We start from the raw sequence: 26,423 nt of genomic DNA, 5'->3' as shown, positions 1-26,423 counted from the left end.
AGTTATAATAACACCGCCCAAAGCAAAAGTCAACACCTTTTTTCGAATTTTCTTATTTTTAGAAAAATATAGTTAATTCTGTATATTCATTCTTTTATCTAACTACTTGTTAAATGCAAAAAATCAACAGAAAACACTTTCTGTGACATCCTCCACCACCTGTAGAGGTGGGGGCTTCCCTAACCTCGGTAGGTTTGGTTCTCGTTCGATAGCACCAATGTGCTAAGCATAGGCGAGCTATCCCCGTGTGTCCCACGGTTTTATTATATTACGTTACGGTCATGCCACTACCAGCCGCATTCCCTCATTTCTGATATTAACAGCCGCATTTACATCTCTGTCGTGATGGGTTCCGCACTGCGGACAATCCCACTCTCTGACCGCAAGTTTTCTTGTCTCTGCGTTCCTGTAACCACAAACTGAACAAATCTGACTGCTGGCGAAAAATTTGTCCACCTTCACAAGTTTTTTACCCTGTTCCTCAAGTTTGTATTTCAAGAACCCTGTGAACATTCCCCACCCGTTATCTGAAACAGATTTTCCAAAGTTCAGCATCTGTGACATTGCTTTCATATCTAGGGATTCTATACATACACAATCATAAGCATTTGCTAGCTGCCTTGACAGCTTATGCAGAAAATCCTTTCGTTGACTGGAAACCTTTTCGTGGAGTTTTGCCACCTTGATTCTCTGCTTGCTACGGTTGTTCGAACCTTTCTGCATTTTGGAAAGTCTGCGCTGCTCCCTCACTAATTTTTCCTCTACATTCCTGTAATACTTCGGATATGCAGGTTCATTCCCGTTGCTGTCACGATATAATTCATGCATGGAAAAATCTAACCCCAGAAAACTCTGCATCTCTTTTTCCTGTACTTGATTTTCATACTCAAAAAGAATACTTGCATAATATTTTCCGCCTGGTGTCTGGCTTACTGTTACAGATTTTAATTTGTATTCTTTCGGAACAGCTCTGTGTTGTTTTAACCGGACTTGGCCGGCTTTCGGCAATTTCAAATATCCATTCAATATGGCAATGTTTCCGTTGATACAGATCGTTGAATAGCTCTTTTTATTCTGTTTTTTAGATTTAAACTTTGGAAAACCTGTCTTCGGCTGTTTGAAAAAATTCTGAAATGCCGTATCAAGATGCCGAAGCGATTGTTGTAATGCGACACTGTCTACTTCCCTCAAAAATGCGTATGCTTCTGTTTTCTTCATTTCAGCCATTTCTTTTGCACAAACCGTGTAAGTTACCGCGGTTTTGTCCTCCTCATACTGCCTGATTTTTCTGGCAAGCCAATGGTTGTACACCATTCGGACACAGCCGAACGTTCTGGCAAACAAAACTTTCTGCACATCGTCGGGGTATATTCTGAATTTATATGCTTTGTTTGCCATGTTGGTCACTTCCTTTTTCGATCCGTTTGTCCCTGACTTTCAATGTATTTTTTGATTACTTCCATCGGGGCACCGCCCGTTGTGAGCAGGCAAAAACTCTGGCTCCAGAAATGTTCTTTCCATAATTTTTGCTTTATCTGTGGAAATTCTTTTTTCAGAAGTCTGCTGCTTGCACTTTTATATGCGTTTATGAACTTGCTTATTTCTGTATTTGGATGCGCCTTGAAAAGTATATGCACATGGTCTTTATCGTGATTCCATTCTTCAAGGGTGATATTGTAATTTGGAGCAATATACGCAAAGATCTCTTTTGCCCTGCCGGAAATTGCGTCATCAAAAACCTGTCTGCGGTACTTAACCACAAGAACAAGATGATAGTGCAGCAAAAACACTGAATGTGCATTATTATCCAAATCCATTGTATTTCGACCCCTTTCTGCCATTCGACTGATTCTATTATACCATGATTAGAACCCACTATCAAGAAGGTAACGGACGCAATTCATCTCCCACCTTAGAGGTCGGAGTCTTCTTGCTGAAAGAGGATAAAAGTCCGTTTTCTGCTGACTTTTCTTCTTATTATTAGTCAAGCGGATATTCGCAATCCGTTTCGCTACTTGCTCATAACCGAATAACTGCTTCGCAGCTTATCAGGAGTGACTTGTACCACTCCTGATACAAACAAGTCCCAACCCACTGCTTATTGCTCCACGCAATGGAAGCAGGGGACTTGCTTGATTCGATTAAATCACTTTCGTCGTCCACTCCGAGCAGTCCCATACGCTGGTTGCCAGGCCATCATAAAATTCCGGCTCATGGCAGACCATAAGAACAGTTCCTTTGTACTCTTTCAGTGCGTTTTTTAACTCCTCTTTTGCGTCTACATCGAGATGGTTGGTCGGCTCATCGAGGACAAGAAGATTGGTTTCGCGATTGATCAGTTTACAGAGGCGAACTTTTGCCTGTTCTCCTCCTGAGAGCACACGCACCAGGCTTTCAATGTGCTGTGTGGTAAGACCGCATTTGGCAAGCGCTGCACGGACTTCATACTGAGTATAGGATGGAAATTCTTCCCAGATTTCCTGGATACAGCTGTTGGTGTTGCCTTTTGGCATTTCCTGCTCGAAATATCCGATTTCCAGATAATCGCCAAGCTCCACGTCTCCGCCAAGGGACGGGATCAAACCGAGGATACTCTTTAAGAGCGTTGTTTTTCCAATTCCGTTGGCACCGGTGAGCACGATCTTTTCGCCACGCTCGATCGCAAAGGTCAGCGGTCTGGAGAGCGGTTCTTCATAGCCGATCACAAGTTCTTTTGCAGTCACAACGAAGCGGCCCGAAGTGCGCGCAGTGCGGAAATGAAATTCCGGCTTTGGTTTTTCTTTCGCAAGCTCGATCACATCCATCTTATCCAGCTTCTTCTGCCGTGACATAGCCATATTTCTGGTTGCCACACGGGCTTTGTTTCGTGCCACGAAATCCTTCAGTTCACTGATCTCCTGCTGCTGACGGTTATAGGCAGCTTCCTTCTGCGCTTTTTTGACCGCATAAACCTCCTGGAAGTGATCGTAATCACCAACATAACGATTCAGCTCTTTGTTTTCCATATGATAGATCAGATTGACAACACTGTTCAGGAATGGAATATCGTGAGAGATCAGAATGAAGGCATTTTCATACTCTTCAAGGTATCGTTTCAGCCAAGTGATATGTTCCACATCCAGGTAGTTGGTCGGCTCATCCAAAAGAAGGATGTCCGGTTTTTCCAAAAGTAATTTTGCCAGAAGTACCTTCGTTCTCTGTCCGCCGGAAAGTTCGGTGACATCGCGTTCGAGACCGATCTCTTCAAGACCAAGCGCACGGCCAATCTCTTCTATTCTGGAATCCAGAATATAAAAATCATGTGCATCCATCATCTCCTGGATCACGCCGAGTTCTTCCATCATTGCATTCAGCTCGTCCTCGGAGGCATCGCCCATGGAATCGCAGATCGTGTTCATCCGCTCTTCCATCTCGTACAACCAGGAAAAAGCACTTTTTAACACATCACGGATCGTCATACCTTTTTCCAGAACGGTATGCTGGTCCAGATAGCCGACACGGACGTTTTTTGCCCACTCAACCTTTCCCTCATCCGGCATCAGCTTTCCGGTGATGATGTTCATAAAGGTTGATTTTCCCTCGCCATTTGCACCTACCAGACCGATGTGCTCCCCCTTTAGCAGGCGGAACGATACATCTTCAAAAATCGCACGGTCGCCGAAGCCGTGGGACAGATGTTCTACATTTAAAATACTCATGCATAAATTCTCCTTCTTCTGTTGTATTGGAATTTTCCGATCTCCTGACCGTTTTCTTTTTCATATTATAGTCTGAATCATTATATAGGGAAATTCCCTCTTTTGGCAAGCTTTTTCTATACCGTCCCAGGCTTTTATCCCGTATCCGGAAAGTATCCTTTTCCGCAACAAAAAAGAAGAACTCCTTCGGAAAAAGGTTCTCCTCTCAGAATTCTTCTTTTTGTTTTTTTGTTCCAAAACCATAACCATTTCGGAATTTTAAGAACACTTCTTCTTTTGTCCATACACCCACTCCGCATACATTTCTTTTACGGATGGATACACATACTCCACAAGATACTGCGAGTTCTGCATTTCTTCACGCGTAGATTCACCGGAAAGCACAAGTGCTGCAGAAATGCCCGCCATGTTGGCGCACGCAATGTCCGTATAGAGACGATCTCCCACAAGAACAGCCTCATCGCGCGTTCTGCCTGTCATATCAAGTGCCATCTCAACCATCCGTATGCCTGGTTTTCCGATATAAGTCGGCATACGATGGATCGCATGACCGATCATCTCGCAGATGGAACCGCAATCCGGCACGTAGCCGAATTCAATCGGACAAGCATAGTCCGGGTTCGTTGCAGCGTAATCGAGCTCCGGGCGCTCTATCAACAGCCGACAGATATCCGTCAGTTTTTGATACGTCAGTTCATTGTCATAGCTTGCAAGCACACACGCAATTCCTTCTTTCTCCGGATCGCGGGTGGTACACACACCGAAGCTCTCCAATTCCCGGATCAGAGAGTCCGTTCCCAGCACATAGACGGGACGGGATCCATATTTCTGCTTCAGATAATGCGCTGTTGCAACAGAAGCCGTCAGAAAGTTCGCGCTTGTTGTCGGGATGCCCAGCTTTGCAAATTTTTTCCGGTAATCTGCTACGCTCATCGTCGTATTATTTGTGATAAACACATAATCTCCGCCGTACTCGGACAGTCCGTTTAAAAACCGGTCTGCTCCCGGAATCAGACGGTTCCCCACGCAGATGGTTCCGTCGATATCCAAAAGGAACAGCTTTTTTTCTCCAATCGGTATCACTTCGCGTTGCGGCAGGAAACGGCCACATCCGGATAATTAGTGATGACTGCGTCAACACCGGCCTCCATCAGACGCTCGATCTCCGCCTTATCATTGACCGTCCACACATGCACCGCAAGATCGCTTTCCACATACCGCTGAAGAAAGTCTGCCATCTGCACATGAAAGGTTGCCGGATGAAGAGCTCCTGTTCCGATTTTTTTCGCATAATTCACGACATCATAAATAATATCTGCGTAGAGGATGCCGGTGCTGGCTTTCGGATCCAGTTCCAGAATTTTTGCAATGCTGTAATGGTTAAAGGAAGAATAAATCACGCGATCTTCCATCTCCATCTCTTTTGTCAGCTCGAGTACCTTTTTTTCCAGGTCTTTATACCAGAAAATACCGGTTTTCAGCTCGACATTGATCGTCATTCCCGTTGGTTTTAATGCTTCATATACTTCGCGAAGCGTCGGAATTTTTACATCCTGATACTCCGGATGTGTCTTATTAAAGTTCAGGATCTTTAATTCCGCAAGCGTATAATCTTTGACAAATCCGCTTCCGTCACTGACCCGGTCGATTTCCTCATCGTGGACAACAACCATCTCGCCATCTTTTGTCAGCTGTACATCCAGTTCCACACCGTCTGCTCCCTGCTCTGCTGCAAGAAGAAACGCTTCCAGTGTATTTTCCGGTGCATATGCACTGGCTCCTCTGTGTGCCCATACTTTTGTTTTCATCTCGTATCTGTCCTCCATTTTCCGTTCCCATTTCCAAACCTGCACTCTTTTCTATCTTTTTTCCCGGCTGCAGCTTTTTTCTTTTATCGTAAACCCTGAAAATAAGTCAAGCGGATATTCGCAATCCGCTTTGCTACTTGCTCATAACCGAATAACTGCTCCGCAGTTTATCAGAAGGAGCTTGCACTCCTCCTGATACAAGCAAGTCCCCACCCACTGCTTATTGCTTCACGCAATGGAAGCAGGGGACTTACTTGATTCGGTTAAAAAAAGCGGTACTGACTCTTTTGCATTATTTGGCGGCTTACTATAAATCCGGAAACACGCCGGATTTTTGTCTCCGACGCATTTCCAGTCATATCTGAAAAATCATTTCCGTAACTCGGATCTTCCCCTTCATAGAAACCGTTCAAACACGCTTTGGGAACTCGTTTTTCTTCACTATAGGACGAAATCTTATTTTTGTAAAGCCTGTCTCTTATTCATTTACCAGATTATAGTCCTCGATGGAGCTGTTGATCTGGGAAGCCATTGATTCTACTGCTTTCTCCGGAGTCTCGTTTCCGTTGATCATATTCTCGATTTCTGTTTCCACAATCTGTCTTGCCTCCGGGAATACAGAGAGAAGTGCGCCGGCGTACTGCGGCTTGGAATCGTGCAGCTGGTCGATTGCGGTCTGGAACTGCGGATACTGTTCTACATTATCTTTAAAGGTCTGCTCCTCATCAGCAGCTGTTGTTACTGGGAAGTAACCCGTCTCGGCATTCCAGTATGCCTGAGATTCCGGGGAAATCAGGAATTTAATAAATTTCCAGGTAGCTGCTGCTTTTGCATCATCGTTGTTGTTCAATGCCCAGAGAGATGCTCCTCCGATGGAAACACCGCCCTCATCGCCGTCCTTGATTGTCGGGAAATATGCGGTTCCAACTTCGAAGCTTCCATTGACATCCTGTAAAATCTGCTTCAGAGATGCGGTAGAGCCAAGGGTGATCGCTGCTTTTCCGGAAGTAAAGTCTGTCGTTGCGGTATCACTTCCGGCACGGCCTACGTTTGGTGCAACGTCGGCATCGTTCAGGGCTTTCCACTCATTTAAGATGTTGAGCGCTCCGCCGTTGGAATCAAATTCAACTGCAGTAGCAGCGGCATCACGGCCATTTCCATTATCCGCATAGGAAAGTCCCTGTTTACAGAGCCACTGTTCGAAATACCATCCATAGATGGAGAGTGCCAGCGGTTCACCGGCTCCGCCCTTTGTTTTCAGATCATCACCGATAGCAAGAATTCCTTCCAGGCTTGTCGGAACCTCAGTGATCCCTGCTTTTTCAAACATATCTTTGTTGTAATACAGAATCGGTGTGGACGAATTGAATGGCATCGAGTACAGCTCATTGTTTACCGTATAATAAGCAGCGATATTCGGCTCGATCTGGGAAATGTCATAGCCATCTGCATTAATCAGCTCCTGCATCGGAATGACCCAGCCGGAATCAATCATAAAGCGTGTTCCGATATCATAAATCTGTACCAGGTCTGCTCCCATATTTCCGATCTGTGCACTTTTCAGTTTGTTAATCGTATCATCATATTCTCCCTGATAAACCGCCTCAACGGTAATGCCATCGGTATTCTCTTCATTGAATTTATTGACAAGATAATCCATTGCCTCGCCATTGACACCGCCCATGGAATGCCAGAAGGTAATCGTGGTTCCCTTCGTATCCTGGTTTAAATCCGGTGCTTCTGCGCCATCTGCCGTACTTCCTGCCTCTGTGCTGGCTGTGGTTTCATCTGTTGTCGCACTCTGTGCCTCACTCGTTGTTTTTCCGCCTCCGCATCCGGTAAGCGCCATAGCTGCCATAGAAGCCGCAAGAATTGATGCAATCACTTTTTTCTTCATTTTTTTCTCCTCGTTTTTCATACAGTTTTCTATTCTTTTTTCTGTCACAGGAATCAGCCCTTGACTGCTCCCGAAAACATTCCTTTGATTAAGGCCTTCTGGCCCACGATAAAGATGGAAATGGATGGAATGATAATCATTACCACGCCCGCCAGCATCAGGGTAATCGACTGTGCGTCGACGCTGTTCAGCATACTGATACCAATCTGTACGGTACGCTTGCTGTCCGAACCTGTAACCAGCAGCGGCCACATGTACATATTCCATGCATTGATAAAGGTGTAAACCGCCATTGCTCCCATTGCTGACTTTGTCAGCGGCATCAGGATTTTTACGATAAACCGCAGATTCCCGCAGCCGTCCAGCTTCGCCGATTCATAAAGAGAAACCGGAAAAGTCATGTAGAACTGGCGGAACAGGAAAATTCCCATTGCAGAGGTAAGAGAAGGCAGAATCAGAACAATATAGGTATCGAGCAGTCCGAGACTTCCTACCGTCAGATAATTGGAAATAATGGTTGCCTCACCCGGCACCATCATGGTCGCCATTACCAGCATAAACAGAATATTTTTCCCTTTGAAATCCAGGAAAGAGAAGGCAAATGCCGCAAGAGAACACGTTACAATCTGACCCAGCGTAATGCTGCCCGCAACCAAAAATGAGTTCAGGACAAAGCGTACCAGCGGAATTTTATGAAATGCTTCCACGAAATTTTCCAGCGTCGGATGTTTTGGCACGATGTTCATTGCCATTGTGTAAAGCTCGCCGGACGGCATAAACGCTACACTGATGGTATAAAGCAGCGGAAACAGCATAAACAGACAAACGATCAGGTTCATGGTAACCAACGCTGTTTTCTGAAGCATTTTCTTTCTTTTTGCTTTTGCATTCATTGCCAGATGCAGTGCCTGCAGCTCCTCTGCAGAATAAGTTTTTGGTCCGGCAATCGTAGTTGCTATTGTAGACATCAGTATTTTACTCCTCTCTTTTCCATGCGGAACATAACCAGGGTAAGCGCCATGACAATCAGAAACAAAACAACGGACTGTGCGGCTGCGCTTCCAAACCGGTAATTAAAAAACGCATCACGGTATATCGAATATACAATCAGGTTCGTGGATTCTCCCGGTCCTCCCTGTGTCAGGATTTTCACCTGTCCGAATGACTGGAATGCCTGAATAATGTTAACAACCAGTGTGTAGAACATGATCGGAGAAAGCCCCGGCAGTGTCAGCTTAAAAAATTTCTGTACTGCATTCGCTCCATCTACAGAAGCACGCTCATAAATCGAATCATCAATGTTTCCAAGTCCCGCCGAAAAATACAGGAAATTGATGCCACTGTTCAGCCATGCCGTAAGGACAGCCACACAGATCAGCGCATATTTCGGATCACTGACCCAGTTAATGCTCACATGCAGCAATTTGTTTACGATACCGATCGTGGGATTTAAAATAATCTTGAAAATCATGGCGCCTGAGCTCGATGCTACTGCCATTGGGAGTGCATAGGAAGTACTGAATACCCGGATTCCCGGGAAAGCCTTGCTGCAAAGAACTGCTCCCAGAAGGCCAAGCGCCATACTTCCGACTACAACAATCGCCACAAATTCCAGTGTAACCCAGAGACTGTTGTAAAAGGATGGATTCGATAATAAGCTTTTATAGTTATCCAGTCCCACATACAATTTCGCTTCTCCAAGCTTGTTTGTCTTATACAGGCTCAGATAAATGGTTTTAAAAAACGGATAAAACAGAAAGATGCTAAAGATCACCATACTCGGGATTAGATACATATAAACTTCTGCTTTTTTACACTTTTCGATTACTTTTTTCACTTCTTGCTCCTTCTTATGCTGTTGCACGTTCTTCTTTTTCAACCGGCAGAGATAAAATATTTTCTTCTGTAAACGGATCAAAGATCTGTGCTTTCTCCATATCTGCATACAATGTAATGCTTTCCTTTACAGTAACCGGCACCTCGGAAGGCACTCTTGCTGTAATCAGATTTTTTCCGGTATTCATATGCAGATACGCTTCTGCACCGATCATCTCCCGCAGGTCAACAAATGCCTTCAACTGATTCTCTTCGTAACAGATCCGATGTGCGGAAGCGGTTGTTTCGTCCTGTAAATCCTCCGGTCTCAGACCTAAGATCACCATTTTTCCGAGATAAGCGCGACGAAGCACCATTTCGTTCTCTCCTTTTGCACGAAGGGTAACTCCTCCGTCTGCCTCCAGATAAACCGCTCCGTTTCTTTCCATCACCATCGTTTCCATAAAATTCATACTCGGAGCTCCGATAAAACCAGCCACAAATTTGTTTGTCGGATGGCGGTAAATCCGCTCCGGTGCATCCGCCTGCTGCACAACACCGTCTTTCATAACAATAATTTTTGTACCAAGCGTCATCGCCTCCGTCTGATCATGGGTAACATAAATCACCGTCGTTTTCAGTTCCTTATGTAATTTTGCCAGCTCCACCCGCATCTGTGCCCGCAGCTTCGCATCCAGATTTGAAAGCGGCTCATCCATTAAAAATGCTTTCGGCCGTCTCATAATTGCGCTTCCAATCGCAACTCTTTGTTTCTGACCACCGGAAAGTGCTGCCGGTCTCCGGTCAAGTAAATGCTCAATTCCAAGCATTTTAGCTGCCTCATGTACCTTTTTATCAACTTCATCCTTGGGCTGTTTCCGGATTTTCAGAGAAAACGCCATGTTTTCATATACCGTCATATTCGGATAAAGCGCGTAGTTCTGAAATACCATCGAAAGATCGCGATCCTTTGCTTCTACATAATTACAAAGCTGTCCATCAATCCAGAGCTCCCCGCTCGTAATCTCCTCAAGACCGGCAATCATCCGAAGCGTCGTCGATTTTCCGCAGCCGGAAGGTCCAACAAAAATCACAAACTCCCGATCCGGTATTTCAAGCGAAAAATCCTGAACCGCATAATGTTCCTTATCATAAGATTTACAGACATTCTTCAACACAATATTTGACATTCGTTTTTCTTCCTCCTCGTCTTGTCGAGACTCATTATACCTTTCCTTCCGTAAAGCCCACTACCACCGCTTTGTAAAATATCCGTTAATAAAATAACCGGTTACTTTACAAAAAATGTCCACATTTTCCCTTATCTCCATCCCCTTCTTTTCCAGCCACTCTTCCAGATCACTCTTTGTAAAATCCCCGAAAATCACCCGCAAAACCAATTTTCAAAACAAATTCTGAATAGCCATTCCTTTTCCCAATACCCAACAGATTATTTTTGACACAAAAAAACGCCGCAACTCTCAAAGCTGCAGCTCTTTCTCATCACAACATACCATATTCTTCTTTCATGTCAACGCAGTGGGCGCTCCCGCTCCCACATCCGTGTCCGTCCTTCACACAGCCCCTTAACGCACACAAGGGTGATGCGCATTTGCAGGGAGCGTGTAATTCTTAGGTTCTGGCATTTTGCGTTATGCGCCAAAAATCAACTGTCTGAGCGACAGCGAGTTTTGATTTTTGGCGCATGGTTTTAGCAAAATGACAGAGCCTTAGAATTACTAGCTCCCGAAACCGCGCATCACCCTTGTGTGCGTTACGGGGCGTCCGTCCAAACCTATTCCACCGGTTCCGCCGGCACAAACACCCTGCTGTTTTCCTGTTCTTTTGGTTTTTCCGCTCTTTCCGTTGCCTCCCTGCAGAAATACTCCTGTGAATTCACCAGCATCTTTCCGCGCTTATCCGGCTTTGTATACGTTCCGTCTGCCTGTAAAATACTGGCTTTCACATTATCCTTCATCTGGATATCAAGAATATGCATTACTTCTTTCTTGATCTGCTCATCCTCAACCGGGAACACAATCTCCACCCGTTTTTCCAGATTTCGCGGCATCCAGTCCGCGCTTCCCATAAACACCTCTTCATTTCCACCACTGTAGAAGTAGAAAATCCGCGCATGTTCCAGGAAATTGCCGACAATCGAGCGAACGGTAATATTCTCGCTGACACCCGGGATTCCAACCTTCAGACAACAGATTCCCCGGATAATCAGGTCAATCTTTACTCCGGCTGCCGAAGCACTGTAAAGCGCCGCAATAATATCGCGGTCGCATAACGAGTTCATCTTCGCAATAATATGCGCTTTCTGTCCCTTCTTCGCGTGTTCCTCCTCCATAGCAATCAGATGCAGGAATCTGTCTTTCATCCAGAGTGGCGCAACCACCAGTTTGTTCCAGTGATCCGGCTCCGAATAGCCCGAAAGCATGTTAAATACTGCTGTTGCATCCTCACCGATCTTTGCATTGCATGTCAACAGGCCACAGTCCGTATACAGCTTTGCCGTAGAATCGTTATAGTTTCCCGTGCCAAGATGTACATATCTGCGAATGCCTGTCTCCTCGCGCCGAACCACCAGTGTAATCTTACTGTGTGTTTTCAGTCCCAGAAGACCATAAATCACATGGCATCCCGCCTTTTCCAGCATCTTCGCCCAGACAATATTGTTTTCTTCGTCGAACCGTGCCTTTAATTCCACCAGTACGGAAACCTGCTTGCCGTTTTCCGCCGCCTGCGCCAGTGCCGCGATAATCGGAGAATTGCCGCTCACACGGTACAGCGTCTGTTTGATTGCCAGTACATCCGGATCCTTTGCTGCCTGTTGTACAAATTGCACGACCGGATCAAACGTCATATAAGGATGATGCAGTAAGATGTCTCCTTTTCGGATGTTTGTAAAAATGTCATCCTCATTCATCAGCGCCGGAACTGCTGCTGGAATGTATTTTGGAATTTTATACTCATCAAAGCCGTCGAGCCCATACATTTTCATTAAAAACGTCAGATCGAGCGGTCCCGGAATCCGGAACAGGTCGTCTTCATCGATGTCAAACTCTTTTTCCAGCATCTTCAGGAGCCGCTTATCCATCTTATCTTCCACTTCCAGACGGATCACTTCGCCCCACTGACGTTTTTTAAGCTGCTTCTGGATCTCTTTTAACAGGTCGGAAGCCTCATCCTCATCGATCGAAAGATCTGCATTTCGCATAACACGGTACGGATGCGCGCAGACCACATCGTAGCTTAAGAACAGCTTTCCAATGTTCCGCTCGATGATCTCCTCCAGAAGAATCACATACCGCTGTCCCGTCTTTTCATCCTGCGGAAGCAGAATAAAACGCGGCAGTACCGAAGGAACCTGAACCGTCGCAAATTCCAGTTCTTTCTCCTTTTCCTTCTCCTTGCCTTTCTTCTCTTTCTTATCCTCCGCACGGCTCAGAAGCGAATCCTCTTTCTTCTGCACCAGTGCACCGATATTCAATGTTTTGTTCCGGATCAACGGGAACGGGCGGGCCGAATCCATGGCCATCGGGGTCAGAACCGGGTAAATGTTTTCCTCAAAATAGGAATCCACATACTCCGCCTGCTCCTTCGTCAGCTTCTCGTGCTCACTGATAATCGTAAGGCCAACGTGCTCCAGAGACGGAACCGCCGAGCGATTGTACGTATTGTACTGCAGCTGCACTAGCTCATGCGTCCGTTTGCTGATCTCGGTAAGCTGCTCCTTCGCATCCATGCCGGACAGATCCTTTTTCGTATAGTTTGCATGCACCTGGTCTTTTAGTGAAGCCACACGAACCATATAAAACTCATCCAGGTTGGAGGAGGTAATGCTGATAAATTTCAGACGTTCAAACAGCGGAATACTCTTATCCCGCGCCTCGTTTAAAACACGCTCGTCGAAGCTGATCCAGCTCAATTCCCGGTTTCGAAAATATTCCGGTTTCTTATATGGTGTTATATCCATCTTGTTCGCCTCCTTACATCTGCCGTTTCATCTTAATAATCGGCTGTATGCTGAATACCTCATTGAAAAAATCTAATTTATCCTGGCACAGTCCCTGCTCCAGTGTGAAATCACGGTCAACCGTCAGAGACAGATGCAGTTCTCTCTCCTTTAAGGCAGCGCGGATCGACTGGATTTTCTGCAGGTGACTCCGATCTAGTGCATTCGCCAGACGGACGATTGCTGTCAGCTCCGATACGGTCAGATACTGTTCTGCACTAAGCGACGATTCCATCACCAGCTCATCGTAGGATGGAAGCACTGCCGTATTGTATTTTGCAATCAGTGCGACCATCTCCCGTTCAATATGGGACAGTCCGATGATTTCGTTTGACATGATAATATTATAGGAAGAATCCGCTACATTATTAAGGCTGATGTATTTTCCGACATCGTGCAGCATCACCGCCATCCGAAGCAGCAGCCGCTCGCGTTCTTTCATGCCGTGCATCTTTTTCGTCGCATCAAACATGGCAAGGGCCGTCATCTCCAGGTTCTGGACGTGCGGGCGATTCACCGCGTACCGTTTTCCGATATTTTTTGCCGCCATCAGAATATCATTTTCGAAATTATGACCGCCTTTCAGCAGTTTCATCTGCTCCGCATACTCGTATGCAATACCACGTGTCATATGCACGCCCGGAATCCAGATATGCTCCGCACCCATCATATCAATCAGACATTTATAAATCACAGCAGACGGGTACATCAGTGAAGCGTTTTCCAGCGGAATACCAAGTTTTACAGCAAGCTCCATCGGTGACTGACGGATAATTTTCTCATACCAGGTATTAAAGTTTTCACGGGAAATGATTTTTGTCGTTTTTTCTTCGATATTCTGATAAACACTGTCGGTGAAAACATCGCCGATCAGCATAATGTTTTCGATTTTACGGTCTTTCAGATACATCTTTTTAAAGCTCGATACTTCATTCCAAATCAGCTCTTCGACCATCTCTTCGTAATGTTCCGTCTCACTCTGAATTCCGGCAAGACGCTCGCGGATGCGAAGACTTCCCATGCGGATGTTCTGTGTTGTGACAAGTGCATCCTTGTCGAACAGGGAAATCTGAAAACTGCCACCGTCAAGATCGAGAATCGCAGTTCCCTTTTCAATGATCTTGTTAAAATTGTCCTCCATCGCCGCGAGCGCTTTATAGCTAAGAAAACGCTGCTCCGAGTTGGAGAGAACAGTGACAGAAAAACCGGTCAGCTGATGAATTTTTCCAAGGACATAGAGACTGTTCGACGCCTCACTGATCGCACTGGATGCCGTTGCACGGTAATCGTCCACGCGATAGCCTTCCATAATCCGCACAAAATCTGCGAGTACACGGCACAGCTCTTCTTCCATTTCAGGGCGAATTTTTCCCAACGTGTACGTATCTTTTCCAAGCTCCATCCGATGACAGATCTTATCCACGCTTCGGATTCCCTGTTTTTTGGAGATCTCGAAAATCTCCAGAATGACGTCGTAGCTGCCGATATCAATGGCAGCAAATGTGGAATACTGCATATATGCTTTTCCTCCTTCTTTTTCAAAGGATATCCCAAAAAGCCCGCTCCCAATACCAAGCGGACTTTTTGACCTTTTTCTTTTTACTGTTTTCCGAGCAGATAATCGATAAACTGCTGTGCGGTACGGCCGGACAGACCGCCGTGGGACAGTTCCCATTTGTTCGCTTCTGCCAAAAGCTCTTCCTCACGCAGCGTCACGCCGTATCGTTCGGCCAGTGTGGAAACAATCTTCTGGAATTCTTTCTTATCCGGTGCACCAAAATAGATGCTGACGCCGAAACGGTATACCAAGGATAGTTTCTCCTGTACGGTGTCGGAAGTATGCATATCCTGTCTTGTTCCTTCTTTATCACTGTAATCCTCTTTAATCAGATGGCGACGATTGGAGGTTGCATAAATAAGAATATTGTCCGGACGTTTTTCCAGGCCTCCCTCAATGACAGCTTTCAGGTATTTGTACTCAATCTCAAACTCTTCAAAGGAAAGGTCATCCATGTAAATAATGAATTTATAATTTCTGTTTTTGATCTGTGCAATCAGCTCATTTAGATCCTGAAACTGATGCTTGTAAACCTCGATCATTCGCAGTCCCTGATCGTAATATTCATTCAGGATGCCCTTGATGCTGGAGGATTTTCCGGTTCCGGCATCACCAAAAAGCAGACAGTTGTTTGCTTTCTTGCCCTCGACAAACGCTTTCGTGTTGTCGATCAGCTTCTGCTTTGGAATTTCGTAGCCGACAAGATCAGAAAGGCGCACATCCGGAATGTTGGTAATCGGGATAATCTCAACGTTCTCTCCTGTATGCGCAATACGAAATGCCTTGTGAAGTCCCAGTTTTCCCACTCCGAAATCTTTGTAAAACTGAACCATATCAGCCATAAATTCATCTGCGGATGCAGCCTTTGCCAGACGGATGGCCAGCTCACAGATACGATCCCGGACTTCTTTGTTGAATAGTTTATTCGGGCTGTCCGTGTTCTCATAGGAACTGATGACAGAGGCATCGCCGGACTCAAAAATCTCATCAAAAACACAGATATCGAAATCGAACAGCTCTTTGAAACGGACAAAATCATGTTTTGCCATCTGGTTGATGCTTCCCTCGACTTTTCCGACAATCTCGCAGGAGGTAGAAAATGCATTTTCTTTGTTGACCAGAAGATATGTCAGATAATCGTGCCAGAGATTTCCGGAGAAGCCGTAGCGGTTTGCCATCTCGACAAGGCGGTTCAGTGCCTCATAAAACTGCGGCTCATATGCGCTCATATTCTCACGGAACCGGCGGTCCTTCAGGGAAATCTGAGCATTGACCAGTTTTTTGTAGGTCTCCACCAGTATCGTCATATCGCGCAGTACCTCCCCCTCTGCGAAATCGCGGTAGAGGATACATTCTTCTATTCTAATCATCTTTTGTCTCTTCCTTCCTGTCATTTTTCATTTTATTTATGCGAAAAGGCCGCTTGGTACGGCCCTCTCTTCTGGATTAATAATTTCCGAAAATCCGGAATTTCGCGGATTCTGCCTGCAATCCGCGCAGTGCGTTTTTGACTGCCGGATCGCTTAAGTTCCCCTCGAAATCCACGAAGAAACGGTACTCCCATTTCCGCTGCGGAATCGGGCGGGACTCGATTTTGGTCATGTTCAGATCGTTGTAAATAAAATGTGCCAGTGCGTTGTAAAGAGAACCGCTCTGATGCGGCAGTTCCATGCATACGCTGATTTTCTGTGCATCTTTTACAAAGCGTTTCTGCCCAGAAATGATAACAAAGCGTGTCGTATTTCCCTGGGCATCAAAAATACCTTCTTTTAAGATCTGCAGTCCGAAATGCTCTGCAGCGTACGGACTTCCGACGGCTGCCATCGTAAGATCACCGCTCTCGGATACTTCTTTTGCAGCGGCGGCTGTATTGAGACGCTCTTCCGTCTTCCAGTTTTCATTGGAATCCAGGAAACGGCGGCACTGCGCCAGCGCCTGCGGATGGGAAATCACGGTGCGGATCTCCTCAGCCTTTGCTCCCGGCAGTGCCATCAGCACATGCTCCACCGGCAATTCCTGCTCACCGACGATGTAGTGCGGATATTCCACCAGAAGATCATAAATATCGGATACAATGCCTGCTGTGGAGTTCTCGATCGGAAGCACGGCATAATCGGCTTCGCCCCTCGTAATCGCCTCCATCGCCTCTTTCCAGGTATCTACGTGAAAGCTTGTAATCGTATCATCGAAAAATTCTTTCATCGCACCGAAACTGTAGGCGCCCTCCACACCCTGGAAAACAACTCTTTTGCCGTGTGTCGGGAGGTGGTCAACCTGCGTGTAATCGGTCATCTCCTCGCCGCCGTTTTCTGTCAGCAGCTGATACTGACGCTTCCGGCTGATCGACATGATCTGCTGGAACAGCTCCTGGATGCCTTTTATATTGAATGCATTTGTTCCCTCGCCTGTCAGCTTTTCCAGCTTCTGGCGCTCACGTTCCGCATCAAAAACGGCTTTTCCTGTCTCTATCTTGTACTGCGCAACCTCCGCCGTCAGCGCCATCCGGTGCTGGAACAGGCGGACGATCTCGTCATCGGTGGCATCGATCTCGTCGCGGATTTTTCCTAAGTCTAGCATATCTGGTCCTCCTGATACTCTGCATTTGTTGCAGATATCAATATTTTACTCCATCTCCGTTTAATTTACAAGAAAAGATCTTCCGAAATTCGGCTTTTGTACAATCTTTTTCCTTTTTGACTGCTATTTCACTTTATTTTTTCACATTTCATATTACTCTGCTTTTCGACCTTTTTCCTGCCATTTTTTATCTTGCATTTATCCTGTTTTTGTGTTAAGGTGGAACACAGAAAAAATAAGTTACTGTTCACTCAGCAGGGAAACACCTGCTGTTTCGCTGCGTAAGAAAGTGATTCAGGCGTGAGCAGCCCTCCTTTTGCGAAGCAAAACTTTAAATGAGGGCTGCGAATGTTACCGTTCGCAGGGAACCTGTGAACGGTAACAAAAATAAGGATCTTCATAGGAGGTAATATATGCGACACTTAATGAGTCCCCTTGATTTCTCGGTCGAAGAACTGGATCAGTTAATGGATCTGGCGAACGATATTGAAAAGAACCCGGAGAAATATGCACATGCCTGCGATGGCAAAAGACTTGCTACTTTATTTTATGAACCAAGCACACGCACCCGTCTCAGCTTTGAGGCTGCCATGATGAATCTTGGCGGTACTGTTCTTGGTTTTTCTTCTGCCAATTCTTCTTCCGCTTCCAAAGGTGAAAGCGTAGCCGACACCATCCGCGTGGTATCCTGCTTTGCAAATATTTGTGCCATGCGTCATCCGAAAGAAGGCGCTCCGCTCGTTGCATCGATGTACTCCCGTATTCCTGTGATCAACGCAGGTGATGGCGGACATCAGCATCCGACGCAGACTCTTACCGATCTTCTCACCATCCGTTCTTTAAAGGGTCGCCTGAACAATCTTACCATCGGCTTCTGCGGTGATCTTAAATTCGGCAGAACGGTTCATTCCCTGATTGAAGCGCTGGTTCGTTATACCGGCATTAAAATTGTATTAATCTCCCCGGAGGAGCTTCGTCTCCCGGATTACATCCGTGATGATGTGCTGCGGGCGAACAATGTTCCATTTGAGGAAGTTATTAAAATGGAAGATGTTCTCCCGAAGCTGGATGTTCTTTATATGACCCGTGTCCAGAAAGAACGTTTCTTCAACGAGGATGATTACATCCGCATGAAGGATTTCTATATTCTGGATCAGTCCAAAATGGATCTTGCTTCTCCGGAAATGCTGGTTCTGCATCCGCTGCCGCGTGTCAATGAGATCTCCGTTGACGTGGATAATGACCCGCGCGCTGCTTACTTTAAACAGGTTCAGTACGGTGTTTATGCACGTATGGCCCTGATTCTGACGCTGCTGAACATCAAAGTCGATTAAGAAAGGAGCATCTTTCGCTATGCTGAACGTAGGACGTATTGAAGAGGGCTTCGTGCTCGACCATATTAAAGCAGGAAAGGCTATGACCATTTACCATGATCTGGGACTGGACAAGCTGGACTGTACCGTAGCCATTATTAAAAATGCCAAAAGTGAAAAAATGGGAAAAAAGGACATTCTGAAAGTTGAGTGTTCGGTTGATAAGATGGATCTTGACATCTTAGGCTTTATCGATCACAATATCACTGTCAATGTCATTAAAGACGGCGAGATTACGGAGAAAAAAGAACTTCATCTGCCGAAACAGGTGGTTGATGTGATTAAATGTAAAAACCCGCGCTGTATCACCTCTATTGAGCAGGGATTAAAACATGTCTTTATCCTGGCTGACCCGGAAAAAGAGGTTTACCGTTGCAAATACTGTGATGAGAAGTATACAGGAAACAGAAATAAATAAGAGCTGTACGGCAAAGCGCCCGGAACCACGTTCGGTTTCGGGCGCTTTCTTTTATCTTTCCTATGCAGTTTTTGCTTCTTTCGAACCGAGGCACACAATCAGCCAGCCGATGAAGGCCGCAAGAGATGCGCAGATCAGCATCGCGCCAACACCGGCTGCATCGATAAGCCAGCCGCCAAACAGGGAGCTCATTACATTTCCTGCGGTGATGGTCATCGCCATATATGCCTGTCCTTTAATCGAATCCTGCGGCTCCATGATGCCGTCCACGTAATAGACGCAGGCGACGTTGATCAGCGCCCAGCCGAACATCTGGAACGGCTGAACAGCGTAGTATGTCGGAATATTAAAGGCCAGGAAGGTTCCTATGCTTTTCAGGACAAAAAACAGGCCGGAGAGACGGAGCCAGAAAACACTGCTCTTCTTTTTCAGCAGATAGCCGAACAGAAACATCGTTGGCAGCTCGGAAACTGCAGAGATGGTCATCGCATTTCCCATCTCACCGCTGCCACCACCTTTTGCCATTGCAATCTGATAATTGAAGCTGTTAATCAGGCTATGTGACATAAAGATCAGAATGCAGCCAAGCAGTACTACCACGAAGGACGGATACCGTTTCAGAAAATCGACCGGACCGGCTGCTCCTGTCTCTTCTTTTTCTGCTTCTGCTTTTTTCCTGTCCTTTTTAAACGGAAAGCGAAATACACAGATGAGGAAAAGAATGGTCAGTGCGATAGCCCAGATCGGAATCATGTCTGCTCCAAAGGATGCGGTCAGCCGGCCGAGCAGCCATGATGCAATCGCATATGCAACGGAACCCATGCCGCGCCCGATTCCGTAATCAAGTTCCTCTCCCTGGCGGATCGTCTCCATACCAAGAGAATTAACGAACGGAATCATCAGCATCAGCATCGTAATGCTTGCGCCGTACAGCAGTGTCCTTACCACCATAGAACTGCTTTCTGCCGTTGCAGCAAGGGAAATGATAAGAACAAGCTGAATCAGGTTCGCTCCAAGGAGCATTGTTCGTACGGACGGGCTTTCCGGCCGATCTGCGTAGGATGCCAGCGCAGGCTGCAGAACCGCTGACACGATACAGCCAACTGCCGTCAGAAGGCCGATTTGTGTGTTTGTGAAGCCTTTTTCAAGAAGATAAACGCTGGCATACCCCATCAGTGCCGCGTATCCCATCCAGTAGCAGCCCTGAATCGTGCCGTAGCGCACGGACAGGTGTTTTTTCATGTTTTTGTCCCCCTTTTTCTACAACTTTTCCCTTATCGTAGCGTATTCTGCAGAAAATAGCAACTCAAAATCAACAATAAAACTATTTGGAATTTTTTCGAAATGCTTATTGACTTTTCGCTTTCCATGTGATAAAAAGTATTTAGATGAATTTCTAATTAATTTGCATTCATACTGCCGGAAAGGAGGTTTCCATGGCATTCGCAGAAACGTTTAAAGCTCTCTCCGATCCTGTCCGGCGAAGGATTCTGGAGCTTCTGAAAAACGAAAGACTTTCTGCCGGGGAGATCGGATCGCACTTTGATATGGCAGGTGCAACCATCTCCTACCATCTCGGTATTCTGAAAAAAGCAGACCTTGTGCTGGAATCCCGGGAGAAAAATTTTATTTATTATGAACTCAACACTTCCGTCCTGGAAGAAATCATGCTCTGGATTTCAGAGCTCAAAGGAGGCACTTCTGATGTGGAAAAAATATAAAACAACACTGATTCTGACAACACTCATTTCTCTTTTTCCGATGGTGATCGGACTTCTGCTCTGGAATCGCATGCCGGACACCATTGCCACCCATTTTGGCACAAACAATGTTCCAAACGGCTGGAGCAGCAAAACGATGGCAGTGATCGGTATTCCTCTGTTTCTTGCCGCTCTGCAGATTTTTACCGCTGTTCTCACTTTTTCTGATCCGAAGCGGCAGAACATCGGCCCGAAGATGATCCGTCTTGTTCTGTGGATCATACCTGTAACCTCTCTGATCGTCTGCTGCTCCATCTACGCAAACGCAGTCGGCATCGCAGTTGATATCGGTTTTGTTAGCAATGGGATTGTCGGCCTTCTCTTTATTCTCATCGGCAATTACATGCCAAAATGCAAACAGAACTACACAACCGGCATCAAGGTTCCATGGACCCTTCACAGTCAGGAAAACTGGAACCGCACTCACCGCCTCGCCGGCTGGGTTTGGATCATCGGCGGCGTTGCCATGATCGTAAACAGCTTTCTGCAGCTTGAATGGATTTTATTTCTCACGATCGCAGCGCTGGTTTTGATTCCGATCGGATATTCCTTTCTCCTGTTTAAAAAAGGAATCTAAACCCGGAGAATTTTTTATAAGAAAATTCAACGAAGTTTCCTGTTTAAAAAAGCTTCTGTTCTTCCCTTTTTCCGGGAGGAACAGAAGCTTTTTTATTTCGCGATTTTTATATCTATAAGGAAATGATTCCTATTTTTATACTTATTCTATTGGATGCAGATTTTTCAATGATACATCAAGAATCGGTGCAGAATGCGTCAGTGCACCGCTGGAAACATAGTCTACGCCGGTGTCGAGGATAGTGGCGATATTTTCTTTTGTCACATTTCCGGAGCACTCGGTTTTTGCTCTGCCGTTGATGACGGCTACCGCCTCTTTCATCTGCGCCGGAGTCATATTGTCGAGCATGATAATGTCGGCACCTGCATCTGCTGCTTCGCGGACCATATCGAGGTTTTCACACTCGACTTCAATCTTACGCACAAACGGAGCATAATCGCGTGCCATCTCGATCGCTTTTGTGACACTGCCTGCAGCTCCAATATGGTTGTCCTTTAACAGAACGCCGTCGGACAGATTGTAGCGGTGATTCTGGCCGCCACCGATTTTGACTGCATATTTTTCAAAAATACGCATATTCGGGGTCGTTTTTCTGGTATCGAGAAGGGTCGTTTTGGAACCTTCGAGCAGCTTCGCAACGCTTCTCGTATACGTTGCGATTCCGCTCATCCGCTGCAGATAATTGAGCGCGGTTCTCTCACCGGACAGCAGAACACGGATATCGCCGTTTACGGTTGCGAGCAGATCGCCTTTTTTGACTTCATCGCCGTCTTTCACATACGGAATAATCTCGGTTTTCTCATCGAGCAGCGTAAATACTCTTGCAAATACTTCCATACCGGCAATGACGCCGTCCTGTTTGCAGAGAAGCTGTACCGTTCCCTGGCAGGCTTCTGGCATGACAGCATTCGTGGTTACATCTTCACTGGAGATATCTTCCTGCAGCGCCAACAGCAGCAGATTATCCACATTTAGTGTTCTTGTGATTGGATTCATATTTGTCTTCCTTTCTGATCGCATCCCAGATGCTCTCTTTGCAGCGTTCTGCATATTCTTCCATATCCTGGTAATCTTCTTTTCTAATATCGTACCGTTTTGCAAGGAGCTTCCATTCATCTTCCTTCGGCTCCGTTGCCGTTTCTTTGCGGTCTGCGTTCTCTACAAGACCCTCTGCGGCCCATTCGGCAGCCATCTTCTTTGCCGCGCGCTCTGCGAATACAAGGCTCTCCAGCAGAGAATTGCTTGCCAGACGGTTTGCACCGTGCACGCCGTTGCAGCTCGTCTCACCTGCTGCATACAGATGATCCATCGTCGTTTCGCTATTGCTGTCTACCTTGACGCCGCCCATAAAGTAATGCTGTGCCGGTACAACCGGAATCGGTTCTTTCGTGATATCGTATCCCTCTTCCAGGCATTTCTGGTAAATATTCGGGAACCGTTCTTTTACATCGAGCGGAATCGTTTTCAGGGAAAGCCATACGTGCTTCGTGTGGTCCTTTTCCATCTGACGGTGGATCTCACGGGATACCATGTCACGCGGCTGCAGTTCATCGGTGAAACGCTCGCCATTTTTATCGAGCAGTACAGCGCCCTCTCCGCGGACAGATTCGGAAATCAGGAAACGGCGGCCTTTCTTTTGGGAATACAGCGTTGTTGGGTGAATCTGTACGTAATTGACATTTTTCAGTGCTACGTTCCTGTGGATCGCAATTGCAAGTGCATCTCCTGTCAGATGCGGGAAGTTCGTAGAATTGTCATAAATTCCGCCAATACCGCCGCACGCCCAGATCACATCCCTGGCATAAACCGGAACCAGCTTTCCTTCTTCATCCCGGATCAGAACACCCTCGCAGCCATTTTTGCCGGAAAGAATATCACACATTTCCGTGTGCGCAAGAAGCGTCACGTTCGGCAGCTTTTTTACCTGCGCGAGAAGCTTGCTCGTAATCTCCTTTCCGGTTACATCGTCGTGGAACAGGATGCGGTTGGTAGAATGTGCGCCTTCTTTCGTATAGCAGAGTTCTCCGTTCTCATCGCGACGGAAATCCACACCCCAGGCAATGAGCTGATTGATAACATTTCGGGAAGAACGGATCATAATGTCGACGGATTCCGGCGTATTTTCATAGTGCCCGGCATGCATCGTATCTTCATAGAACGCATCGTAATCGCTCTCGTTTTTCAGAACACAAATACCGCCCTGTGCGAGGAAGGAGTCGCTGTCCTCGGTATCTGCTTTTGTTATCATCAGAATATCGGCTTCCTGGGGCAGATGAAGTGCCGTAAAGCATCCTGCCACACCGCATCCTACAATCACTGCATCATAATACTTTTTCATTTCGTTTCCTCTTTTCCGCTTCTGCGTTCTGCTTATTTTGTTACTTTGCAAGCTCGAGCATTCTTAACAGCGGCGCATGTGCGTCTGAAATTTCCTGTTCGCTTAACAGAACTTCATTCTCCTCGTTTTCCAGTGCTTCTATTAATTTGTCCAATGTTACTTTTTTCATATTTGGGCAGATCTGCGTATTTCCCACTGCATAAAACTTCTTATCCGGGCAGCGCTTTTTCAGCTCCGCGAAAACACCAAGCTCGGTTGCAACGAGAAACTCGGTATCTTTACTTGCCTCGGCATATTTGATGATGCCTGCGGTGCTTCCGACATAATCGGCAAGTGCAACGACTTCACTTCTGCACTCCGGGTGAACGAGAAGCTTTGCCTGCGGGCGCGCTTCCTTTGCAGCCTTTGCGGCTTCCGGGCGGATGGCAGCATGTACGTGGCAGAAACCGTCATTTAAGATGATATGTTTCTCCGGCACCTGCTCAGCCACATAGGTACCAAGATGCTCATCAGGGATAAAGAAGATGTCGTGGTTCGGCAGTTCTTTTACAATTTTTACTGCGTTGGAGGAGGTGACACAGACGTCGGAATGACTTTTTAATTCCGCGGTGGAATTGACATAGCATACGACAGCCACATCCGGGTACTCTTGCCGGACTTCCTTGATTTTTTCAATCGCTGCCATGTGAGCCATCGGACAGTCGGCATGCAGATCTGGGAGCAGTACTTTTTTGCCCGGGTTTAAGATTTTGGCGCTCTCACCCATGAAACGAACGCCGCAGAGAACGATGACACTGGCGTCCACTTTCGTCGCCATGTCGCTTAAGTAATACGAATCCCCGATGTAATCGGCAATTTCCTGCACCTCATCCGGCACGTAATAGTGTGCCATGATGACAGCGTTTTTTTCTTTCTTTAATGCTTCCAGCTTTTCTCTTCTGGTATCCATTGGTTTTGTTTCCTTCCTATTTTTACTATAACGATTCAGAACCCTGAATCGTGATATTTTTTTAACACTTTAGCGCTTAGTATACCACAACTTTTGTCATGTGACAAGACAGTTGTAATATCCATTGTACATTTTTTTCTTTCCTGCCTTTCCCTTCCCTGTAGTCTATCATAGGAAGTACTTGTCTAAGATACAAAAATCTGTGACGCAGTAATTCACGTTCTGCAGTGCTGAAGTTTTGCATTATTTTCTGGGACTGCTATAAAAAACACCCGGAAGTTTGACGGTTGAATAATGATCTACAAAAAAAAACGGCCACAATACCCATATTTACTGGGTTTGTAACCGTTTTATCACCATACAGCTGTCAAAGACGGGATTCTATCATTTCACCTCTGGTATCTCACTATTTACCATTTCTTCCGCCGTATCTTCTTCTATTTCTGTCTTTGTCACCTGTTTGATATGCTTTTTTTTCAGATGCAGATATACGAATTCCCGAAAAATAGTATAGAACACGGAAAGCAACGGAATAAAAACAAGCATACCTATAATTCCCATAAGATTTCCGCCGATCGTAACTGCTGCAAGAACCCAAATCGATGGAAGCCCTACAGACTCACCCACAACATGAGGATAGATCAGATTTCCCTCGATCTGCTGCAGCACCAGAAATACTATAATAAATAAAATTGCCTGTTTCGGATTTACCATAAAGATCAAAAAGCTTCCCACTGCACACCCGATGAAGGCTCCGAAAATCGGGATCAATGCCGTAAACGCAATTAAAACTCCAATCAAAAGTGCATATGGCATCCTCAAAATGCTCAATATCACAACAAACATACAGCCAAGGATCACGGCTTCCAGACACTGACCTGTAAGAAAATTTGCAAATGTCTGATAAGTCAGAGAGCAGACTTTAAGAAAAGCATCTGCTTTTTCCTTTGGAAGAAAAGCGAAAAATACTTTTCGAATCTGCACCTGCAGCGTTTCCTTCTGAAAAAGGACATAGCAGGCAAAGGAAAATGCAACAAAAAAGGCTGCCAATCCACTAACTATGGAACCCACTGCTGACATTGTGATATTCATCATATTTCCTGCACCATTTCCAAGTAGGCTTATCCCCCACTTGATCGCCTGATCCGGATTAAACTGTACCTGATCTACAAGCTTCATGATTTCCTGGTTATTATGGGAAAACTCCCGGATCCAGCTTTGCATCTGCGGAATAAAATCAGCGATACTCATCATCAGGGTTCCTATTGTCCGCGTAAGCTGCGGAATCACACCAAACATCACCAGTACAATCACGCCAACCGCAAATACGATCGTGAGGAACAGGCTTATCGGTCTTGCCAGTTTTTCGACTATCTTATTTTCTTTTTTTGCCCTTCCAAAAATTTTCTTTTCCAAAAAGCTCATTGGCACGTTGGTCACAAATGCGATCGCTCCGCCAAGTACAAATGGAAATACGATCCCCCATATTGCTTTCAACACATCGAGTACCACATTAAACTTCCACAGTGCGACCACAAGAAATGCTGTAAACACAATAAGTTCCCGGATTTTTTTTACAGATTTTTTACTTATATCCACTATCATTCTCCTCTTTTTCTTAATTTCATGCGTAT

Annotated in this window: 22 protein-coding genes; 4 read left to right on the top strand and 18 right to left on the bottom strand. The window is 45.9% G+C overall.

The features are described from left to right. Positions 1 to 279: 279 nt before the first annotated feature. The 13 genes from tnpB to pheA all read right to left on the bottom strand — a co-directional run bounded on the left by tnpB (position 280) and on the right by pheA (position 17,374). Positions 280 to 1,398 (bottom strand): IS200/IS605 family element RNA-guided endonuclease TnpB, encoded by a 1,119-nt coding sequence (gene tnpB, locus PGS38_RS10470; protein ID WP_117802548.1) that lies wholly within the window; start codon positions 1,396 to 1,398, stop codon positions 280 to 282. Positions 1,399 to 1,403: 5 nt separating this feature from the next. Next, positions 1,404 to 1,817, bottom strand: coding sequence for an IS200/IS605 family transposase (gene tnpA / locus PGS38_RS10465; protein ID WP_055222090.1), 414 nt, complete (start codon positions 1,815 to 1,817; stop codon positions 1,404 to 1,406). A 324-nt stretch (positions 1,818 to 2,141) separates the two neighbouring features. Beyond that, positions 2,142 to 3,698 carry an ABC-F family ATP-binding cassette domain-containing protein gene (locus PGS38_RS10460; protein ID WP_117802549.1) on the bottom strand — a complete coding sequence of 519 codons (1,557 nt, stop codon included), beginning with the start codon at positions 3,696 to 3,698 and terminating at the stop codon, positions 2,142 to 2,144. 258 nt (positions 3,699 to 3,956) lie between these two features. Continuing rightward, complete coding sequence (locus tag PGS38_RS10455) at positions 3,957 to 4,781, bottom strand: HAD-IIA family hydrolase (protein WP_243037976.1); 825 nt, start codon at positions 4,779 to 4,781, stop codon at positions 3,957 to 3,959. Beyond that, positions 4,778 to 5,506: a glycerophosphodiester phosphodiesterase gene (locus tag PGS38_RS10450; RefSeq protein WP_117802584.1), complete on the bottom strand. Its 729-nt coding sequence runs from the start codon at positions 5,504 to 5,506 to the stop codon at positions 4,778 to 4,780. Before PGS38_RS10450 ends, PGS38_RS10455 begins: the two co-directional genes overlap by 4 nt. Positions 5,507 to 5,984: 478 nt before the next feature. Further along, entirely contained in the window at positions 5,985 to 7,403 is a 1,419-nt protein-coding gene (locus tag PGS38_RS10445; RefSeq protein WP_118594955.1) for an ABC transporter substrate-binding protein, read from the bottom strand. Positions 7,404 to 7,456: 53 nt separating this feature from the next. Beyond that, positions 7,457 to 8,269, bottom strand: coding sequence for a carbohydrate ABC transporter permease (locus tag PGS38_RS10440; RefSeq protein WP_416388118.1), 813 nt, complete (start codon positions 8,267 to 8,269; stop codon positions 7,457 to 7,459). A 101-nt stretch (positions 8,270 to 8,370) separates the two neighbouring features. Beyond that, positions 8,371 to 9,198 (bottom strand): carbohydrate ABC transporter permease, encoded by an 828-nt coding sequence (locus tag PGS38_RS10435; RefSeq protein WP_118594956.1) that lies wholly within the window; start codon positions 9,196 to 9,198, stop codon positions 8,371 to 8,373. 55 nt (positions 9,199 to 9,253) lie between these two features. Beyond that, positions 9,254 to 10,408: an ABC transporter ATP-binding protein gene (locus PGS38_RS10430; protein WP_118594891.1), complete on the bottom strand. Its 1,155-nt coding sequence runs from the start codon at positions 10,406 to 10,408 to the stop codon at positions 9,254 to 9,256. A gap of 605 nt (positions 10,409 to 11,013) precedes the next feature. Continuing rightward, positions 11,014 to 13,200 (bottom strand): RNA degradosome polyphosphate kinase, encoded by a 2,187-nt coding sequence (locus PGS38_RS10425; RefSeq protein WP_022462391.1) that lies wholly within the window; start codon positions 13,198 to 13,200, stop codon positions 11,014 to 11,016. 13 nt (positions 13,201 to 13,213) lie between these two features. After that, on the bottom strand, positions 13,214 to 14,755 hold the full coding sequence (locus PGS38_RS10420; protein ID WP_022462390.1) for a Ppx/GppA phosphatase family protein: 1,542 nt from the start codon (positions 14,753 to 14,755) through the stop codon (positions 13,214 to 13,216). Between the two features lie 83 nt (positions 14,756 to 14,838). Beyond that, entirely contained in the window at positions 14,839 to 16,167 is a 1,329-nt protein-coding gene (locus tag PGS38_RS10415; protein WP_055222098.1) for an ATP-binding protein, read from the bottom strand. Positions 16,168 to 16,243: 76 nt separating this feature from the next. Beyond that, positions 16,244 to 17,374 (bottom strand): prephenate dehydratase, encoded by a 1,131-nt coding sequence (gene pheA / locus PGS38_RS10410; protein ID WP_055222099.1) that lies wholly within the window; start codon positions 17,372 to 17,374, stop codon positions 16,244 to 16,246. A gap of 413 nt (positions 17,375 to 17,787) precedes the next feature. Between pheA and pyrB the strand changes: the two genes are divergently transcribed. After that, positions 17,788 to 18,708 carry an aspartate carbamoyltransferase gene (gene pyrB, locus PGS38_RS10405; RefSeq protein ID WP_022462762.1) on the top strand — a complete coding sequence of 307 codons (921 nt, stop codon included), beginning with the start codon at positions 17,788 to 17,790 and terminating at the stop codon, positions 18,706 to 18,708. 19 nt (positions 18,709 to 18,727) lie between these two features. Next, a complete protein-coding gene (locus PGS38_RS10400; RefSeq protein WP_022462761.1) occupies positions 18,728 to 19,165 on the top strand; it encodes an aspartate carbamoyltransferase regulatory subunit in 438 nt (145 codons plus the stop codon). A 60-nt stretch (positions 19,166 to 19,225) separates the two neighbouring features. On the opposite strand, the gene PGS38_RS10395 is transcribed toward PGS38_RS10400, so the two are convergent. After that, positions 19,226 to 20,407: an MFS transporter gene (locus PGS38_RS10395; RefSeq protein WP_022462760.1), complete on the bottom strand. Its 1,182-nt coding sequence runs from the start codon at positions 20,405 to 20,407 to the stop codon at positions 19,226 to 19,228. A 194-nt stretch (positions 20,408 to 20,601) separates the two neighbouring features. Between PGS38_RS10395 and PGS38_RS10390 the strand changes: the two genes are divergently transcribed. Together PGS38_RS10390 and PGS38_RS10385 are read left to right on the top strand one after the other, a co-directional pair. Next, on the top strand, positions 20,602 to 20,886 hold the full coding sequence (locus PGS38_RS10390; protein WP_022462759.1) for an autorepressor SdpR family transcription factor: 285 nt from the start codon (positions 20,602 to 20,604) through the stop codon (positions 20,884 to 20,886). Beyond that, on the top strand, positions 20,870 to 21,502 hold the full coding sequence (locus tag PGS38_RS10385) for an SdpI family protein (RefSeq protein WP_022462758.1): 633 nt from the start codon (positions 20,870 to 20,872) through the stop codon (positions 21,500 to 21,502). Before PGS38_RS10390 ends, PGS38_RS10385 begins: the two co-directional genes overlap by 17 nt. Positions 21,503 to 21,643: 141 nt before the next feature. Here PGS38_RS10385 and nadC read toward each other — a convergent pair whose 3' ends face one another. The 4 genes from nadC to PGS38_RS10365 all read right to left on the bottom strand — a co-directional run bounded on the left by nadC (position 21,644) and on the right by PGS38_RS10365 (position 26,388). Further along, a complete protein-coding gene (gene nadC / locus PGS38_RS10380) occupies positions 21,644 to 22,498 on the bottom strand; it encodes a carboxylating nicotinate-nucleotide diphosphorylase (RefSeq protein WP_022462757.1) in 855 nt (284 codons plus the stop codon). Next, positions 22,464 to 23,840: an L-aspartate oxidase gene (locus PGS38_RS10375; protein ID WP_118594892.1), complete on the bottom strand. Its 1,377-nt coding sequence runs from the start codon at positions 23,838 to 23,840 to the stop codon at positions 22,464 to 22,466. Before PGS38_RS10375 ends, nadC begins: the two co-directional genes overlap by 35 nt. A gap of 40 nt (positions 23,841 to 23,880) precedes the next feature. Next, positions 23,881 to 24,789 carry a quinolinate synthase NadA gene (gene nadA, locus PGS38_RS10370; protein WP_118594893.1) on the bottom strand — a complete coding sequence of 303 codons (909 nt, stop codon included), beginning with the start codon at positions 24,787 to 24,789 and terminating at the stop codon, positions 23,881 to 23,883. Positions 24,790 to 25,173: 384 nt separating this feature from the next. Next, positions 25,174 to 26,388 (bottom strand): AI-2E family transporter, encoded by a 1,215-nt coding sequence (locus PGS38_RS10365; protein WP_242991186.1) that lies wholly within the window; start codon positions 26,386 to 26,388, stop codon positions 25,174 to 25,176. Positions 26,389 to 26,423: the final 35 nt, after the last annotated feature.

Source organism: Fusicatenibacter saccharivorans, from assembly GCF_027667425.1.
Lineage (GTDB): Bacteria > Bacillota > Clostridia > Lachnospirales > Lachnospiraceae > Fusicatenibacter > Fusicatenibacter saccharivorans.
The sequence above is the reverse complement of the archived record's forward strand: the minus strand, read 5'-3'. Positions and strand labels throughout refer to the sequence as shown.

What these genes read in the sequence shown, in the direction of transcription:
- nadA (WP_118594893.1), bottom strand. Translation starts at nt 24,789, where the DNA reads ATGGATACCAGAAGAGAAAAGCTGGAAGCATTAAAGAAAGAAAAAAAC.
- PGS38_RS10430 (WP_118594891.1), bottom strand. Translation starts at nt 10,408, where the DNA reads ATGTCAAATATTGTGTTGAAGAATGTCTGTAAATCTTATGATAAGGAA.
- pyrB (WP_022462762.1), top strand. Translation starts at nt 17,788, where the DNA reads ATGCGACACTTAATGAGTCCCCTTGATTTCTCGGTCGAAGAACTGGAT.
- pheA (WP_055222099.1), bottom strand. Translation starts at nt 17,374, where the DNA reads ATGCTAGACTTAGGAAAAATCCGCGACGAGATCGATGCCACCGATGAC.
- PGS38_RS10445 (WP_118594955.1), bottom strand. Translation starts at nt 7,403, where the DNA reads ATGAAGAAAAAAGTGATTGCATCAATTCTTGCGGCTTCTATGGCAGCT.
- nadC (WP_022462757.1), bottom strand. Translation starts at nt 22,498, where the DNA reads ATGAATCCAATCACAAGAACACTAAATGTGGATAATCTGCTGCTGTTG.
- tnpA (WP_055222090.1), bottom strand. Translation starts at nt 1,817, where the DNA reads ATGGATTTGGATAATAATGCACATTCAGTGTTTTTGCTGCACTATCAT.
- PGS38_RS10415 (WP_055222098.1), bottom strand. Translation starts at nt 16,167, where the DNA reads ATGATTAGAATAGAAGAATGTATCCTCTACCGCGATTTCGCAGAGGGG.
- PGS38_RS10450 (WP_117802584.1), bottom strand. Translation starts at nt 5,506, where the DNA reads ATGAAAACAAAAGTATGGGCACACAGAGGAGCCAGTGCATATGCACCG.
- PGS38_RS10440 (WP_416388118.1), bottom strand. Translation starts at nt 8,269, where the DNA reads ATGCTTCAGAAAACAGCGTTGGTTACCATGAACCTGATCGTTTGTCTG.
- PGS38_RS10460 (WP_117802549.1), bottom strand. Translation starts at nt 3,698, where the DNA reads ATGAGTATTTTAAATGTAGAACATCTGTCCCACGGCTTCGGCGACCGT.
- PGS38_RS10425 (WP_022462391.1), bottom strand. Translation starts at nt 13,200, where the DNA reads ATGGATATAACACCATATAAGAAACCGGAATATTTTCGAAACCGGGAA.
- PGS38_RS10375 (WP_118594892.1), bottom strand. Translation starts at nt 23,840, where the DNA reads ATGAAAAAGTATTATGATGCAGTGATTGTAGGATGCGGTGTGGCAGGA.
- PGS38_RS10395 (WP_022462760.1), bottom strand. Translation starts at nt 20,407, where the DNA reads ATGAAAAAACACCTGTCCGTGCGCTACGGCACGATTCAGGGCTGCTAC.
- PGS38_RS10420 (WP_022462390.1), bottom strand. Translation starts at nt 14,755, where the DNA reads ATGCAGTATTCCACATTTGCTGCCATTGATATCGGCAGCTACGACGTC.
- PGS38_RS10385 (WP_022462758.1), top strand. Translation starts at nt 20,870, where the DNA reads ATGTGGAAAAAATATAAAACAACACTGATTCTGACAACACTCATTTCT.
- tnpB (WP_117802548.1), bottom strand. Translation starts at nt 1,398, where the DNA reads ATGGCAAACAAAGCATATAAATTCAGAATATACCCCGACGATGTGCAG.
- PGS38_RS10390 (WP_022462759.1), top strand. Translation starts at nt 20,602, where the DNA reads ATGGCATTCGCAGAAACGTTTAAAGCTCTCTCCGATCCTGTCCGGCGA.
- PGS38_RS10400 (WP_022462761.1), top strand. Translation starts at nt 18,728, where the DNA reads ATGCTGAACGTAGGACGTATTGAAGAGGGCTTCGTGCTCGACCATATT.
- PGS38_RS10435 (WP_118594956.1), bottom strand. Translation starts at nt 9,198, where the DNA reads ATGTATCTAATCCCGAGTATGGTGATCTTTAGCATCTTTCTGTTTTAT.